The following is a 13,799-nucleotide window of genomic DNA, read 5'->3' on the forward strand; positions in this document are numbered from 1 at the left end:
TGGCGGCGGTGGAACCATCCCGGCCCATCTGACGTGCAGGGATATGAGTGCCTGGGATGCAGGATCGGCGGCCGGACGACGGGAGAACGGTGTCGATGCACGACGATGTCGAGGAGTTCGCGGCGCTGGTGCGCCGTCTGAAGGGCCGCACGAACCGGAGCTACGCCTCTCTGGCCCGCCGCCTCAACATGAACACCTCCACGTTGCACCGCTACTGCACGGGCGACGCGGTGCCTCAGGACTTCGCACCCGTGGAACGGCTCGCGGCCTTCTGCGGGGCGGGCCCGCAGGAGCGGCTGGAGTTGCACCGTCTGTGGCTGTCGGCGATGGCGGCTCGGCAGGAGGTGCGTACGGCCGGTCCGGCAGAGGCGGCGGAGGCGGCGGCACCGGACGGGGGCGGGGTGCTCGTCGACGAGGGCAGCTCCGCGGAGCAGCCCGGGGACGGCCCCGACCCGGACGAGCCCCCTCCCTCCCCCGCTCCGCGCCCCTGGTACCGCCGCCGACGGGTCCTGGCGTCCATCGCCGTCGTCGGCGCCCTGGTCGCCGCATTGCGCAGCACGTCGGCCCTGTCGGGCGAACGCTCCTCCGAGGCGGGCGCCTCCCGCACCCCCGGCTCGCGGACGACCGCCACCGGCGCACCCCACCGTTCGGCGACGTCGGCCACCACGTCCCCCTCCCCTTCCCGGAGCTCCGCCCCGCCCGCCACCGGCAGCGGTCCCACCGCGGCCGCGAAGCAGACCACCGGCCTGCCCCTCACATGGAGCACCGACTCCCTGGTCTGGGACAAGGGCTGCGGCCACGACTACGTCATCGCCAAGCCGCCCGCTCAGGTACCTGCGCCGCCGGTGGAGCAGGATGCCCGGGCGTGGGCGGCGGCGCAGGGCGCGGTGCACGGGCAGCAGACGAGGGTGCAGATCTCGGTGCAGGGGCGGTCGTCCGCGGCCGTGGTCCTCGAGGCGCTCCACGTCCGCATCGTCAGCCGCGGCAACCCGGCCGCCGGGAGTGCGTACGCCATGGGCCAGGGCTGCGGGAGCGACCTCACGCCCCGCCGCTTCACCGTGAACCTCGACGTCGACCGGCCCGTCACCCGCCCGAAGGACGGCGCCGACGGTGAACACGTCGTCCCGGCCGCGCATTTCCCGTACCGCGTCTCTGCCGAGGACCCGGAAGTGCTGCTGGTCGACGCGATGACACGGACCCACGACGCCCGCTGGTACCTCGAACTCGACTGGTCCTCCCAGGGCCGCACCGGCACGATCCGCATCGACGACCACGGCCGCCCGTTCCGCACCACCGGCATCACGGCGATGCCGCACTACTGGTACGGCACGAACGACGCAGGCCGGCGTGCCTGGGTCCCCTACGACGGTTAGCGCTGTGACCGCATGGGTTCCCCGGGTCGTCAGCCGCAGTAGTCACCGGACTTGGTGTCCGGGCCGGTGCCGGCGGTCGCGGCGAGGCGGACGCCGAGGAGACGCCCGGCGGAGTTCACCGTCACCTGAAGCGACGTCACGGCCCGCATGCTGTCGTCACGGTAGGGGTACGTCACGGTCCACATCCCGCCCGCGCCGTCGTCGGCACGGTCCACCGCGGGACGCTTCGTGTCGGCCGTGGGGTAGTGCAGGGCCACGTACCGGTCCGCGGACCGCTCGGCGGCCGCCGCGTCGTGCACCGACCAGGAGGAGCCCGGGATGGGCTTCCCGACCGCCGCGGCCTCGGCCCGGGGGCCCGTCGACACGTCGACGCGGAACCGGTCCGGGTCGGGCCAGCTCATGAAGGCGACCCCGCTCGGTGCCAGCTCCGCCCACACCTCCTCGTTCACGCCGTCGATCCCGCACGGAGTGGTGTCCTGGACCCGGACGATCCTGACGTCGTCGCCCAGCGCCTTGCGCACCGCCTGCCCGATCACCGCCTGCTGTTCCGCCGACGCCTGCCTGCTCGGCTCGGCGTGGTCGACGACCCGCACGTCGACGACGGTCGTCAGCACGAGGGCCACGGCCAGGAACCCCGCGCCGGTGGCGGCCTGGAGCCCGCGGTGGCGCGTGGGCCAGGGCGAGAGCCGCGTACCGGCGAGGCGCAGCGACAGGACCCCGATGCCCGCGCCCACGACGGCGCCCGCCACGTTGGTGGTGAAGTCACTGGTGTCGCAGTAACGGCCGATGACGGGAAGGCAGGCCTGGACGGTCTCGATCCCGCACGCCAGGAGGACGGACAGCAGCACAGGGGGCACCGGGCGGCGGGCCGCCCGCACACCGAAGAAGCCGATCGGCACGAACAGGGCGACGTTCATCCACCCCTGGGTCGTCCCGAACGACTCCCACACGTCCTTGCTCACCGTGCATTTCACCGCGCCTGTACCGACGGGTCTGAGCCAAAGCGTCAGGAACAAGGCGGCCGTCGTGGTGGCCGCCCATGCCCCGTAGGTCCAGGGCCGGTCGGAACGGCCACGCAGGGCGACCGAGACGACTCCCAGCACGGCCGCGGAGACCAGGGTGACGAGGAGGAGGTACAACATGTGCCCTCCGAAGACGAGAGCGAACAATGCCGTGCCTTTCGAGCGCGAGGAGATCAGCCGACGGCGCGCGAATCGCGGCGCGTCGGCGATCACCATGGCTCCCGCAGGTCATGACCCCTGGTTCAACTCATGACCAAGCTGTAACAGCCCGCCCCTGCCGGCCCGGAAGATCACCGGTACAGGCTCCGGCCCGGCGTTCGGTCCTCCGGTTGAACGCCGTCTCCCACGGCTACGGCGTGGGCTCGGTCCCTTCCGGAAAACCCAACGCATCGAGGAGTGTGTCGAAGAGGTCCTCGACGAAGGTCCCCTCCGAACGCAGTACCTCCTCGATCCGGGACTGCGGTGCCACGGCCGGGATGCCCGCCGCTGCGGCCCAGGCGAGAGCGCCTTCGGCGTCGGAAGGAACCTCCGCGTCGAGTTCCGCGCGTGTGCGGCTCACGGCCTCGTCGAACTCGGGAGTGTCCACCCACAGGAGCTGGTCCTCCAGGTCCTCGGGTTCCTCGGTGACGAGTGCCGCAGCAATGTGCAGGTTGAGCCACGCCTGCCAACGTCGCCCGTCGGTCCCCAGCCCCGTCACCAGGGCGACGCTGCTGTCGGATACGGACGCCACGCAGGCCGGTGCGCCGGTCCACTCGACGAGGGCGGGCAGATCGCCGTCCTCCCAGATCCCATCGTCGAACTGGAGGGTCTGCCAACCACCCGCTCGCGGCCACCACTCGTGCACCGCGTCCTTCAGCTCCCGGTCGATGCCGTCGAACACGGGCGCTTCCAGCAGCGGACGCTTGCTGCGGGCAAAGAGCAGGTGCCCGGAAAACCCCACGGGAACTCCTTCTTGGAGACGTTGCCCGCACCTTATGGGCTGCCACCGACACGGCAGGCTCGGGCCGGCTCGCGCCCCGTCCACCGCCGCTGCGACCCTTTGTGTGCGCAAACCTTTCCCGAACCGTCCGCGGCGATTTGCCGCCGCATTCCGCACCGCCGCACCACGCGTGGAACCCTGCGGTCGTGAACGACGACGAACCTCCGGTCGAACCGCTGGACGACGACATGCGCACCTGCGCCTTCTGCGGGCACCCGGTTCCTGAGGAATCGCTTGACGAGTACGACTGTCCCGTGTGCGGAGACCCGGAAGGGCGCGACGTACTGCTGTGAGGTCCTGGCGAGAACGACGCGCCGGCGCGGGGCCGAGTCCGCTGGGCGGCGACCGCATGCCAGGGCGCGGTGAAATGAAGATGCGGCAAGGTGAGGCGACGATGGTCGGCATGGCACCCGAGTCGAAGCCCGCGCCGCCCGCCGCGTCGACGCACCAGACCGCGCTCACCGATGGCGTGGCCTCGGTCTTCACATGGGACGAGAACGCGCGCATCGAGGTGCGCGACCTCGGACGCGAGATCGTCATCGAGGCGAACGCCGATGGGCTCAGAACCCTCGCACGCCATTTGCTCACGCTCGCCGGCAACGGCACCCCTGACGGTGCGCACCTGCACCTTGAGGCCGGAGTGGGGCTGGTGGAGGGATCCGTGGGTCTGGTCCTGGAGCGATGCGACGACGAGTGACGTCCGTGCGGGCTGATCCGGGGCGCTCGTCGTCACATGCCGGAAACATACGCGGCGACGATCCGCCAGTAGGGTCCCGGCATGCTCCTTTTCCACTTCACGCGGCCGGGGCTGTGGCCGCTGATTTTGGCAGACGCGGAGATCAGGGCGACCTGGCCGGAGGAGCTGGACGACGTACCGGAACTGGCGCGGTCCGTGCACCTGACGGCCGATCCGAGTCCGGGGTCGCTGCCGGGGGCCTTCCGGGACCGCACCGTGCGGTTCACGGTGGAGGTTCCCGCGCCGGAGGCGCAGCGGTGGCATGCGTGGGCGGGTACGAGGCTGCCCGCGGGGTCCGCGGAGGCGCTCGCGGCGTCCCGGTTCGACGGGCGTCCGGACGAGTGGTTCGTGCTGGAGCGGGCCATCCCGTCGGCGGAGTGGGTGTCGGTGATCGACCTCGGTGTGATGACGCCGCTCTGGCCGCGTCCGTAGGCCGTCCGTAGGCCGTCCGTAGCCGCGTCGGCGGGCCGTCACCAGGTCGTGGGGCCGGCGCCGCGCCACTCGACGAGGTCGCTGTCGTACAGGTCGCCCAGGCGCATGCGGAGCCCGGCGCGGCGGGCCAGCGCGAGGACGTCCCGGGGTCCGTAGGCGAGGCCGAGGATCCTGCCGTCGCACCGCACGCGGCGGCCGCCGGTGCCCGAGGGCGGGTACACGATCACTCGGCATCGCACCGGCTCAGCGTGGCCCCGCAGGGGCGGGAACGCATCCTGGCGGAATGTCCGGGCGGAGTATCCGGGCGAGCGCCGCGGCCCCGCAGGGCGTACGAATGGAGGGACATCAAAGCGCCGGAGAGAGTGGCTGGGCATGCGCGTTGTCGTGGACCTCACCCGTTGCCAAGGCTATGCGCAGTGCGTGTTCCTTGCGCCGGACATGTTCGAACTGCACGGCGAGGAGGCGCTGCTGTACGACCCGGCGGTCCCGGGCGACCAGTACGAACGCGTGCGCCAGGCCGCCGCGGCGTGCCCGGTGCAGGCGATCCTGGTGGGCGAGGAGGTGAGCGCCGGTGTCCGCTGACCTCCTGGAGGGCCGGATCGTCATCGTCGGAGCGTCGCTGGCGGGCCTGCGGGCCGCGGAGACGCTGCGCGAGAAGGGCTTCACCGGTTCGCTGACCGTCGTCGGGGACGAGCCCCACCCGCCGTACGACCGGCCGCCGCTGTCCAAGGGGGTGCTGCTCGGCAAGGTGTCGGCGGACGCCACCGGGCTGCCGATGCGTCGTGATCCGGAGGCGGAGTGGCGGCTGGGGGTGCGCGCCACCGGGCTGGATCCGGTGGGGAAGCGGGTCCTGCTGGGCGACGGCTCGTCGCTGCCGTTCGACCGGCTGCTGATCACGACCGGGACGCGGGCGCGGCCCTGGCCGGTTCCGGAGGAGGCCGCCCTTGACGGGGTGTTCACGCTGCGCACCAGCGACGACGCCGCGCGTCTGGCCGAGCGGCTGGCCGCCGGGCCGCGCCGGGTGCTGGTGATCGGGGCGGGCTTCACCGGTTCGGAGATCGCGTCGGTCTGCCGCGAGCGCGGTCTGGAGGTGACGGTCACCGAACGCGGCCCGGCGCCGCTGGTGGGGGCGCTCGGCGGGACCTTGTCGAAGCTCGCGTCCGCCATGCAGCGGGCGCACGGTGTGGACCTGCGCTGCGGCGTGACCGTCACCTCGCTGCGCGGCAACGGCAGGTTCACCGGCGCGGACCTGTCGGACGGCACCCGTGTCGACGCGGACGTGTGCGTCGTCGCGATGGGCGCGGTCCGCAACGTCGAGTGGCTGGCGGAGTCCGGGCTGGCCGCCGGCCCGCGCGGGATCGCCTGCGACGCCGGGTGCCGGGCGTTCACCATGTACGGGATCGTCACGGACGACGTCTTCGTGGCCGGTGACGTCTCGCGCTTCCCGCACCCGCTGTACGAGTACCAGCTGCTCTCCCTCGAGCACTGGCGCAACGCGGTGGACCAGGCCGAGGTCGCCGCCCACAACATGGTCAGTCCGGGGCCGCTGCGGCGGCCGCACCTGGCGGTGCCGACGTTCTGGTCGAGCCAGTTCGGCTACAACATCAAGTCGGTGGGCGTCCCCACCTTCTCCGACCAGGTGGTCATCGCGCAGGGCTCGCTGGAGGAGCGCCGCCTGGTCATGGCGTACGGCTACCGCGGCCGGTTGACCGCCGCGGTCACGGTCAACATGGCCAAGTCGCTGGAGTACTACGAGCGCCTCATCGAGACGGCCGCCCCGTTCCCGCCCCCGCTGGGCGCGTCGGACCGCCGTACGGCGGCCGAGGTCGTCCTCCCCTCCGATGTGCCGGACCCGAGCCGGCTCTCGCACGGTCCCACGGTCGCGCTCACCGGGTACCTGCCGGACCGGCGGCTGGTCCTGGCGAGGCCCGCCGGGTGACCCACCCCCGCCCATCCACGAGGAGCCACCACGCATGACCGCCGAGACCCTGCTGGAACGGATCACGGATTACGCCAGCCGCCCCGACCCGTACCCGCTGTACGCGGAGCTCCGCGAGGCCGGGCCCGTGGTGCGGCAGACGGACGGCAGCTACCTGGTCGGCACGTACCACGAGATCGTCGGCCTGCTCCACGACCCGAGGCTCAGCGCGGACCCCCGCAACCGCACCACACCGGCCGCCCCGGCGGCGGAGGAGACGCAGCACCTGCCGTTCCTGCGGCTGGACGACCCCGAGCACCACCGGTTGCGCTCGCTGGCCATGCGGCCGTTCGGCCCGCCCCACAACCCCGGCCGGGTCGACGCGATGCGCGGGGAGATCACCCGGATCACCGGGGAACTGGTCGAGGGGCTCCGGGGCCGCGACCACGTCGACATCGTCGACGACCTCGCCTACCCCCTGCCGGTCACGGTCATCTGCCGGATCCTCGGTGTGCCGCGCGAGGACGAGCCGCGGTTCCGGGAGTGGACCGACCTGCTCGTCGCCTCCGCCGACATCAGCCCCGGCGAGGACGCCGCCGCGCGGGCCGAGGCGGGTCGCAAGGGCCGGACGGAGATGGGCGCCTACCTGCTCGGCCTCGCGGAGCAGCGCCGCGGCCGGCCCACCGGCGACCTGCTCTCGGACTTCGTCAACGAACCGGATCCGGAGCTGCGGCTCACCGACGAGGAGCTGGCGATGACCGCGATCCTGCTCCTCATCGCGGGGCACGAGACGACGGTCAACCTGATCACCAACGGTGTGCTCACGCTGCTGCGCCACCCCGACCAGCTGGAGCGGCTGCGCCGGGAGCCGGAACTGCTGCCGGAGACGGTGGAGGAACTGCTGCGGTACGAGCCGCCGGTGCACCTGCGCGAGCGCATCCCCCTCGCCGACGTGGACATCGCGGGCACCGTCGTGCCGAAGGGCACGTCCGTGATCCTCGCGCTGGCCTCGGGCAGCCGTGACCCCCTGCGGTTCCAGGATCCCGAACGCTTCGACCCCGCCCGCAAGGACAACGAGCACTTCGGCTTCGGCAGCGGCGTCCACCTCTGCTTCGGCGCACCCCTGGCGCGCATCGAGGCCCAGGCGGCGCTCGGCGCGCTGCTGCCCGGTCTGGGGACGGCGACCCTGCTGCAGGACCCGCCTCCCTACCGGCGCAACGCCATGCTGCGCGGGCCCCGTCACCTCTCCGTCAGGTTCTGATGCCCCTCGCTCGGCTCAGGCCTCGGTGGTGCGGTGGCGGGCCCGGAAGGCGGCTGCCTTGACGCGGTTCCCGCAGGTCCTCATCGCGCACCACTCACGCCGGCGGCCCCGGGAGCGGTCGAGGTAGACCTGGGTGCACTCCGGGCGGGCGCACTCGCGCAGCAGCGCCCCGTCCTCGCCGCCGATGATCTCGACGGCCTCGCGGGCGACGGCGGCGAGGCCTTGTGACGCCGAACCGGAGCGGCTCGTGCCGTCGGGGCCGAGCTGCGTCACCACGGGTGCCCGGGCCGCGTGGCGGTTCACCGCGGCGACCGCTCCGGCGGGCAGCGGTTCGCCGTCGAGCCGTGCCACGACCAGGGCGTAGATCGACTCCCGCAGGTCCACGGCCGCCGCGAGGTCCGACGTGTCGGAGCCGGGCTCGCGGTCGAGCATCCGGGACTCGACGAACCAGGAGTCGAGGAGCTCGGGCGAGGCGAGCTTCTCCGTGGGCAGCGCATTGCGTCGTGCGCGCAGCGTGCCCAGGAAGTCGAGGGCGAGCGTCCCACAGGGGAAGGCATGGTTCACATCACCATCCTAACCGGTGATCCACGATTCGTCACTGGCTTGACAGGTGACTTCCCCCCGTGACACGGTCGTCACCGTTCAGAACGGTTACTCATGATGTGGGGGACGCCGCAATGGCTGTCGTACGTTTCCACCTGCTCTCCTCGCTCAGCCCGTCCGAGGCGCTCGCGGTGCTCACCGACTTCGGTCCCGCGCGGGCCCGGAACTGGCCCACCATCGACGCCGAGCACCTCACGGTGCACGCGATCGGCGACACCTGGGCCGAGGTGACCGAGGGCACCGCGTCCGCCTGGGAACGGGCGCGCTACGACTGGGACGCCGGGACGGGAAGGGTCGCCATCACCACGCACGACTCGAAGGTGTTCGGCCCCGGCGGCGGATGGATCTTCCAGCTGACCCCCGAGGGGGACGGCACACGGGTCGACGTCGAGCTCACCCGCACCCCCGGCACGCTCAAGGGCAAGGTGCTCGCCACGCTGCTCCCCGTCGCCGCCGCGTCCCTGCGCAAGTCCTACCGGCAGCCCTTCAAGGCGGCGTGATCGCGCCGGCTCCGGCCCGGCGGCAGCTCAGGCCCTGCGGCGGCTCCGGCCCGGACCGGCGGCCCGATTGCGGGCGGCTGGCCCGATTCCGCCCCTCGAACTCACTGTCGAGATCCGGCTACCGTCCGTACACTGACAAGTTGCAGGCATGCGGGCAGTGTTGACCGGGGGGAGCCGCCATGTCCGAGCAACCGCACGGCACCGCGCACGGATACGGATACGGATTCGTCATCCCGCCCATGCCCTCCACCCCGCCGCCCGCGCCGCCGGACGGGCTGCGCGCGGCGGCGGTGGGGCTGCTCAACCTCAGTGGCCTCGGCCTCGGTTACGCCCTGACCCGGCGCTGGGTGCTCATGGTCGTGTGCTGGTTCGCGACCGGCATCCTGCTGCTGGTGGCACTGCCCGCCGACCCCGACGGGGTGCCCGTGGGCCTTGTGGTCGTCTACCTGGTCGTCCTCCTGGCCGCGGCCGTCCACGGCGCCGTGGTCGGCCTGCGCACCCGGCTGGTGTGGCCCGCGGGCGCTCCCCTGGCGATCGCCCTCGGACTGGTGCTGCTGGCCGTGCCGGCCGGCGGCGTCGTGCTGTACGACATGGCCCGCGACGAGGCGAACGAGCAGGCGCTCCTGGACCGGCTCGAGCAGGCCGACCGGCTCGTGCGGGCCGGCGGGAGCAGACCCTTCGACGCGGCCCGGTCCGACTACGGCAAGGCCCTGCGCGAGTACCGGGACATCAGATCCGGCCACCCTGACTCCCGGGCCGCCGGCCGGGTACCCGACCGCCTGAAGACCTACTACACGACCGTCGGCGCCGCCTACGAGCAGCAGGACTACTGCGCGGCGATACCGGCACTGACGTACCTGCGCACGGTCCCGGCCACCATGGGCCAGCAGACGCTCGGCGCGCTCGCCCAGTGGCCCGACGACCGCCTGGCCGCCTCCCTCTACGCGTGCGGGGCGCAGCGACTGGGCGACGAGGACGCCGGCTGGACGGAGGACTTCGGCGACCTCCTGGGCACCTTCCCCGACTCCGAGCAGGCCGCGAAGGTCGCGCCCGCCGTCGACTCGGCCGTGGACAAGGCCGCGAAGGACGTGAGCGGCTCCGACCCCTGCCCCGCCGTCGACCGGCTGCGCACCCTCGGCACCCAGGCCCGGGGCCTGAACGCGGGCGCCGGGGACGTCGGCGACGCCGTCGCGGCTTCCGCCGCCCGGGCCGGGAGGAGCGCCGACTCGGGCGTGTACGCCTGCGGGGTCGACCAGTACAAGGACGGCGACTTCGGCGAGGCGCGGGAGACGATGAACACGTTCGTCGCCGACAACAAGGGCGCGAAGAACCGCGCGCTGGCCAAGAAGTTCGCCATCGCGGCGGAGGTCGCGGACGAGATCCCCGCGGCGGGCAAGCGCCTGCCCACGCTGGCCTCCGGCGGCAGCATCTCGGTCACGATCAAGAACGACAGCCCCAACCCGATCACGGTGCTCTACACCGGGCCGGTGACCGGCAGCCTCACGCTCAAGGCCTGCCGCAGCTGCACCTCGTACTCCCTCCTGACACCCTCCCTGGCGGGGTTCAAGCCCTGCCAGGACAGCGGCACGAACTACCCCCAGCGCACCATCCGCCTGCCCGTCGGCACCACGTACTTCCTGCACAAGTCGACGTCGTCCGACGGATCGAGCCCGGCCTCCGACAAGGCCACGCTCAAGCCCGGCTACATCTACACCGAGTGCGCCTACACGACGAAGTCCTTCGGCTTCTGACCGTCCGGCGCCGGCCCTCGACCGCCCTCGTCCGCCCTCGTCCGGCTCGTCAGTCGGAACCGCCGCCTCCGCCGCCGCAACCGAAGCCGCCGGAGTGGTCGGTGTGGCCGGAATGGCCGGAATGGCCGGCACCGCCGTCGGCGCCGTGGCCCGTGTCGCCGTCGGGGTAGTCGGCGCGCCAGCGCAGGAACTCGTGCCTGCCGAACGGGAACAGGCCCTCGTCCGCGACCGCTCCCCGGCCGATCAGCCCCGCCTCAGCGGTGAAGGCCGGGACGAGCGCGGTCAGCGCCGGGTCGCCGTAGAGGGCGACCGCGAACAGGATGTCCTCCTCCGCGAGCCCTGCGGGACCCTGCGGCATCGGCGTACCCCGCCGCAGGTCCGCCAGGTACCGGCGGGCGGCCCGGGTCGGGCTGACGCGCACCAGGCGCAGCAGCCCCGCGCCGGCCAGTTCGGCCCGCATCCGGGACAGCGCCTTGCGCACGACGGCGCGCCCGAGCAGTTCCCTGATCCCCGCCGGGCGGTACAGCCCGACGCGTATCGCCTTCTCCAGCGGGTGGCGGTGCGGCGGCGGGTCCGCCTGCTCCGGGGAGACCTCCCGGCGCAGGGTGCCCGGCCGGCCGGACTCCACGGCGCCGCGCAGGTGCAGCGCCACCACGGCGACCGTCACGGCGGCCCTCGGGCCCCCGCGCAGCAGCGCGATCGCGTGCGGTTCCAGCCGGACCGCCGTTCCCTCGTCCATGGCGCCACCCCCCGTGTGTCTGCCGGGTACGTGCCCATCGGCGGGGGTGGTCGAAGCCTGCCGGGGCGGGGTTCAGAGGGCGATTTGAGGGTGCCGTAGCGGACGTACGGCCGGTGGTGTACGTGCGGCCGGCGGCCCTCCACCGGTACGGGGCGGGACTGCCGGGGCTGATGATGCGAGTGTAAGGAAATGTGCCGGAGGAATTGCCTTGGGGCGCTCCCCTACGGCAGGCTGTCGCTCCAGTCAGGCCCTGTCATCCGCACACCCGTACGTACACGCGCACGGGGCAACGGAGTTGGCCGGTGGTCGCCGTGGGCGGTCCGAGCCGGTGGGAGGGGCACGATCGCGTCCGGGAGATCACCGAACGGGCCACGCTGGAAGGAAACCGTGTGAGCCGGATCTCGGTCCGGGGGATCGCGGTGGCTTCGGCCACGGCGGTCACCTCCGTGGGCGCCGTCGTCGGTGTCGCCTCGAGCAGCCAGGCGAGCGAGCAGCCCTTCGCCGCCTCCGAAGTCGACACCGTCCTGTCGGACATACCCGCCGGCCAGCGGGTCCAGCAGGCGTCCCTGACGCAGCAGGTGCAGGCGCAGTCCGACGCCGCCGACGTCGGCACCAGGAAGACCGCGGAGCAGGCCGCCCGCAAGCAGGCCGCCAAGGACGCCACCGCCCGCAAGGCGGCGGAGGAGAAGGCGGAGGCCGACCGCAAGGCCAAGGCCGCCGCCCGCGCGGCGCTGGTCGTGAAGGCCTCGTACACGGTCGCCGAGGTCCAGGCCATGGCCCAGGCGATCATCGGTGACGCCTCGCAGTACCAGTGCTTCTCCAACATCGTCACCCACGAGAGCGGCTGGAACTACACCGCGACCAACTCCTCCTCCGGCGCCTACGGCCTCGTCCAGGCCCTGCCCGGCTCCAAGATGGCCTCCGCGGGCGCCGACTGGCGCACCAACCCCGGCACCCAGATCAAGTGGGGCCTCAAGTACATGGACAGCCGCTACGGCAGCCCCTGCGGTGCCTGGTCGTTCTGGCAGGCCAACAACTGGTACTAGGGTCCCGCCGCGAGGTCGGCTGCGGCCGCCGAAGTGGCGAGCGGCAGCAGAAGGCTGACGGTATACGTCCGTGCGGGCGCCCTTGCGGCCGATCGGCACGTTCGCCGTCTCGAACTCGTTGTGCTGCCAGCCCTGTCCCAGGCCGGCGATGACCCGGCCGCCGCTGAACCGGTCCAGGGTGGCGAGCCGACGAGCGAGCATCACGGGCACGTGCACCGGCGCCACCAGGATCGCGGTGCCCAGCTTGATCCGCTCGGTCACGGAGGCAAGGTAACTCAGCGTCTCCAGCGGCTCGTACGTCGAGCCGTAGAACTCGGGCAGCATCTGGGGTTCGCCTCCCGTCCACAGCACGACCTTCTCCATCGGGCGGAGCAGGCGTTCGAACGTCCACAAGGCGGAGTAGCCGAGCCGTTCGGCCTCTTTGGCGACCTTGACGATCGTCTCCGGCGAGGTCTGCGGCCCGGCGGTGGGCAGTGCGAGACCGCGTTCCATGGGTCCTCCAACAGGTGGAATGCGTCAACGGGTTGTCAGGGATCGGCAGTCGGACGGGAGCAAGATCGCCGGGTACGTCGACGCCTGCGATGACGAAGAGGTCCGGCGTGTGCAGCCCGAGCGCGGGCGCGAGCCGCCGGATGCCGGTGCCCCGTCAGCCGTTCCAGCAGCACCTCGAAGGGCTCACCTGCCGTCGTCGGATGCGGAGGTGCCGGCGACGGCCGGTCCGAGGTCGGCGGGGAGGCGGGCGACCAGCGCGACCGCTTCTTCCGCGGTGGCCGCCTCGCCGATCACACCGTCCCCGAGGTGGAGGTGGTCCTTCACGCGATACGGATGGCCGTCGTACGCGGGGACGATGGCCACCTCCAACCGGGACGGGTGCCCGGTGCGGACGCTGAAAGCCCAGTACCCAGTGGCTGGAGAACGCGAAGAGCTGCCGCAGCCGCGGCTCGGCACGGGCCGCCTGCACGAGGAGCCGGAAGCCGTCGAAGGCAGGCGCCTCCGCTGCCTGCTCGTGCAGCCTCCGCCACTGCAGCTCGACCTCGGCGGCCGGTCCGCGTTCATGGGCTTCGGCGCGTCGCTCGCTGGGGTGGAGGAACGAAAACCGTTGGTGCAGTTCGCGGAATCCGGTGCCGTTCCCCCAGGCCTCCCCCACCCGCACCACGTCCTCGAGGTCGGCCGTGCTCCCCGAGATCAGCTCGACCCCCCGGCTCCATCCGGAGAACGTGAAACCGCGCTCCTTGGCGAACGTGTAGACGATCAGCGGATCGCGGTCGGGCACCGCGGTGGCGGCACGCGCTGGAGGACCACGCCACCGCCGTCACGCACGATCGTGAGATCGGCGCCGAGGCCGACCGCTGCCTGCTCCAGGGCGGCGGACAGGCCACCTGCGGCGATCAGGTCGGGATAGAGGTCGGGGTCCACGCGCCCAGTGTGGCGTCACCGCG

At 72.4% G+C, this 13,799-nt stretch carries 17 protein-coding genes and 2 pseudogenes; 10 read left to right on the forward strand and 9 right to left on the reverse strand.

The window, feature by feature from the left end; translation table 11 throughout:
* The first annotated feature begins 95 nt into the window (after nt 1–95).
* Entirely contained in the window at nt 96–1,373 is a 1,278-nt protein-coding gene (locus AC1VWI_RS08090) for a helix-turn-helix domain-containing protein (RefSeq protein ID WP_499510259.1), read from the forward strand.
* Between the two features lie 29 nt (nt 1,374–1,402).
* On the opposite strand, the gene AC1VWI_RS08095 is transcribed toward AC1VWI_RS08090, so the two are convergent.
* Both AC1VWI_RS08095 and AC1VWI_RS08100 read right to left on the reverse strand, forming a co-directional pair.
* Nucleotides 1,403–2,515 (reverse strand): VanZ family protein, encoded by a 1,113-nt coding sequence (locus AC1VWI_RS08095; RefSeq protein WP_499510260.1) that lies wholly within the window; start codon nt 2,513–2,515, stop codon nt 1,403–1,405.
* 229 nt (nt 2,516–2,744) lie between these two features.
* Nucleotides 2,745–3,335, reverse strand: a complete 591-nt coding sequence (locus tag AC1VWI_RS08100) for a hypothetical protein (RefSeq protein ID WP_499510261.1) — start codon at nt 3,333–3,335, stop codon at nt 2,745–2,747.
* Between the two features lie 185 nt (nt 3,336–3,520).
* Between AC1VWI_RS08100 and AC1VWI_RS08105 the strand changes: the two genes are divergently transcribed.
* The 3 genes from AC1VWI_RS08105 to AC1VWI_RS08115 all read left to right on the forward strand — a co-directional run bounded on the left by AC1VWI_RS08105 (nt 3,521) and on the right by AC1VWI_RS08115 (nt 4,542).
* Nucleotides 3,521–3,667, forward strand: a complete 147-nt coding sequence (locus AC1VWI_RS08105) for a hypothetical protein (RefSeq protein WP_499510262.1) — start codon at nt 3,521–3,523, stop codon at nt 3,665–3,667.
* 110 nt (nt 3,668–3,777) lie between these two features.
* Nucleotides 3,778–4,071, forward strand: a complete 294-nt coding sequence (locus AC1VWI_RS08110; RefSeq protein WP_499510263.1) for an Imm32 family immunity protein — start codon at nt 3,778–3,780, stop codon at nt 4,069–4,071.
* Nucleotides 4,072–4,152: 81 nt separating this feature from the next.
* Nucleotides 4,153–4,542, forward strand: a complete 390-nt coding sequence (locus AC1VWI_RS08115; protein ID WP_499510264.1) for a hypothetical protein — start codon at nt 4,153–4,155, stop codon at nt 4,540–4,542.
* A 38-nt stretch (nt 4,543–4,580) separates the two neighbouring features.
* On the opposite strand, the gene AC1VWI_RS08120 is transcribed toward AC1VWI_RS08115, so the two are convergent.
* Entirely contained in the window at nt 4,581–4,781 is a 201-nt protein-coding gene (locus AC1VWI_RS08120; protein ID WP_499510265.1) for a hypothetical protein, read from the reverse strand.
* 133 nt (nt 4,782–4,914) lie between these two features.
* Between AC1VWI_RS08120 and AC1VWI_RS08125 the strand changes: the two genes are divergently transcribed.
* Genes AC1VWI_RS08125 through AC1VWI_RS08135 form a run of 3 tightly spaced genes read left to right on the forward strand, consistent with a single transcriptional unit; the run spans nt 4,915 to nt 7,721 of the window.
* Nucleotides 4,915–5,124 carry a ferredoxin gene (locus AC1VWI_RS08125; protein WP_499510266.1) on the forward strand — a complete coding sequence of 70 codons (210 nt, stop codon included), beginning with the start codon at nt 4,915–4,917 and terminating at the stop codon, nt 5,122–5,124.
* A complete protein-coding gene (locus AC1VWI_RS08130) occupies nt 5,114–6,481 on the forward strand; it encodes an NAD(P)/FAD-dependent oxidoreductase (protein WP_499510267.1) in 1,368 nt (455 codons plus the stop codon). The genes AC1VWI_RS08125 and AC1VWI_RS08130 overlap by 11 nt, the downstream gene beginning before the upstream one ends.
* A 34-nt stretch (nt 6,482–6,515) precedes the next feature.
* Nucleotides 6,516–7,721, forward strand: a complete 1,206-nt coding sequence (locus AC1VWI_RS08135; protein ID WP_499510268.1) for a cytochrome P450 — start codon at nt 6,516–6,518, stop codon at nt 7,719–7,721.
* 15 nt (nt 7,722–7,736) lie between these two features.
* On the opposite strand, the gene AC1VWI_RS08140 is transcribed toward AC1VWI_RS08135, so the two are convergent.
* Nucleotides 7,737–8,285: a CGNR zinc finger domain-containing protein gene (locus AC1VWI_RS08140; RefSeq protein ID WP_499510269.1), complete on the reverse strand. Its 549-nt coding sequence runs from the start codon at nt 8,283–8,285 to the stop codon at nt 7,737–7,739.
* A 113-nt stretch (nt 8,286–8,398) separates the two neighbouring features.
* Here AC1VWI_RS08140 and AC1VWI_RS08145 point away from each other — a divergent pair, with 113 nt between their 5' ends.
* Nucleotides 8,399–8,824: an SRPBCC family protein gene (locus AC1VWI_RS08145; protein ID WP_499510270.1), complete on the forward strand. Its 426-nt coding sequence runs from the start codon at nt 8,399–8,401 to the stop codon at nt 8,822–8,824.
* A 179-nt stretch (nt 8,825–9,003) separates the two neighbouring features.
* Nucleotides 9,004–10,575, forward strand: coding sequence for a hypothetical protein (locus AC1VWI_RS08150; RefSeq protein ID WP_499510271.1), 1,572 nt, complete (start codon nt 9,004–9,006; stop codon nt 10,573–10,575).
* A gap of 49 nt (nt 10,576–10,624) precedes the next feature.
* On the opposite strand, the gene AC1VWI_RS08155 is transcribed toward AC1VWI_RS08150, so the two are convergent.
* Nucleotides 10,625–11,314 (reverse strand): TIGR04222 domain-containing membrane protein, encoded by a 690-nt coding sequence (locus AC1VWI_RS08155; protein ID WP_499510272.1) that lies wholly within the window; start codon nt 11,312–11,314, stop codon nt 10,625–10,627.
* Between the two features lie 389 nt (nt 11,315–11,703).
* Between AC1VWI_RS08155 and AC1VWI_RS08160 the strand changes: the two genes are divergently transcribed.
* Complete coding sequence (locus AC1VWI_RS08160) at nt 11,704–12,360, forward strand: aggregation-promoting factor C-terminal-like domain-containing protein (protein ID WP_499510273.1); 657 nt, start codon at nt 11,704–11,706, stop codon at nt 12,358–12,360.
* Nucleotides 12,361–12,438: 78 nt separating this feature from the next.
* Here the strand turns inward: AC1VWI_RS08160 and AC1VWI_RS08165 are convergent.
* From AC1VWI_RS08165 to AC1VWI_RS08180, 4 genes and pseudogenes are all read right to left on the reverse strand, one after another.
* Nucleotides 12,439–12,852 (reverse strand): annotated as a pseudogene (locus tag AC1VWI_RS08165) (LLM class flavin-dependent oxidoreductase); the annotation flags it as partial.
* Nucleotides 12,853–13,035: 183 nt separating this feature from the next.
* Nucleotides 13,036–13,215 (reverse strand): DUF6193 family natural product biosynthesis protein, encoded by a 180-nt coding sequence (locus tag AC1VWI_RS08170; RefSeq protein ID WP_499510274.1) that lies wholly within the window; start codon nt 13,213–13,215, stop codon nt 13,036–13,038.
* A 16-nt stretch (nt 13,216–13,231) separates the two neighbouring features.
* A pseudogene (locus tag AC1VWI_RS08175) lies at nt 13,232–13,633 on the reverse strand (DUF6193 family natural product biosynthesis protein); the annotation flags it as partial.
* Complete coding sequence (locus AC1VWI_RS08180) at nt 13,612–13,776, reverse strand: hypothetical protein (RefSeq protein ID WP_499510275.1); 165 nt, start codon at nt 13,774–13,776, stop codon at nt 13,612–13,614. The pseudogene AC1VWI_RS08175 and the gene AC1VWI_RS08180, both read right to left, overlap by 22 nt.
* Nucleotides 13,777–13,799 lie beyond the last annotated feature (23 nt).

The sequence above is a fragment of the Streptomyces sp. TOM-9 genome (assembly GCF_056858595.1).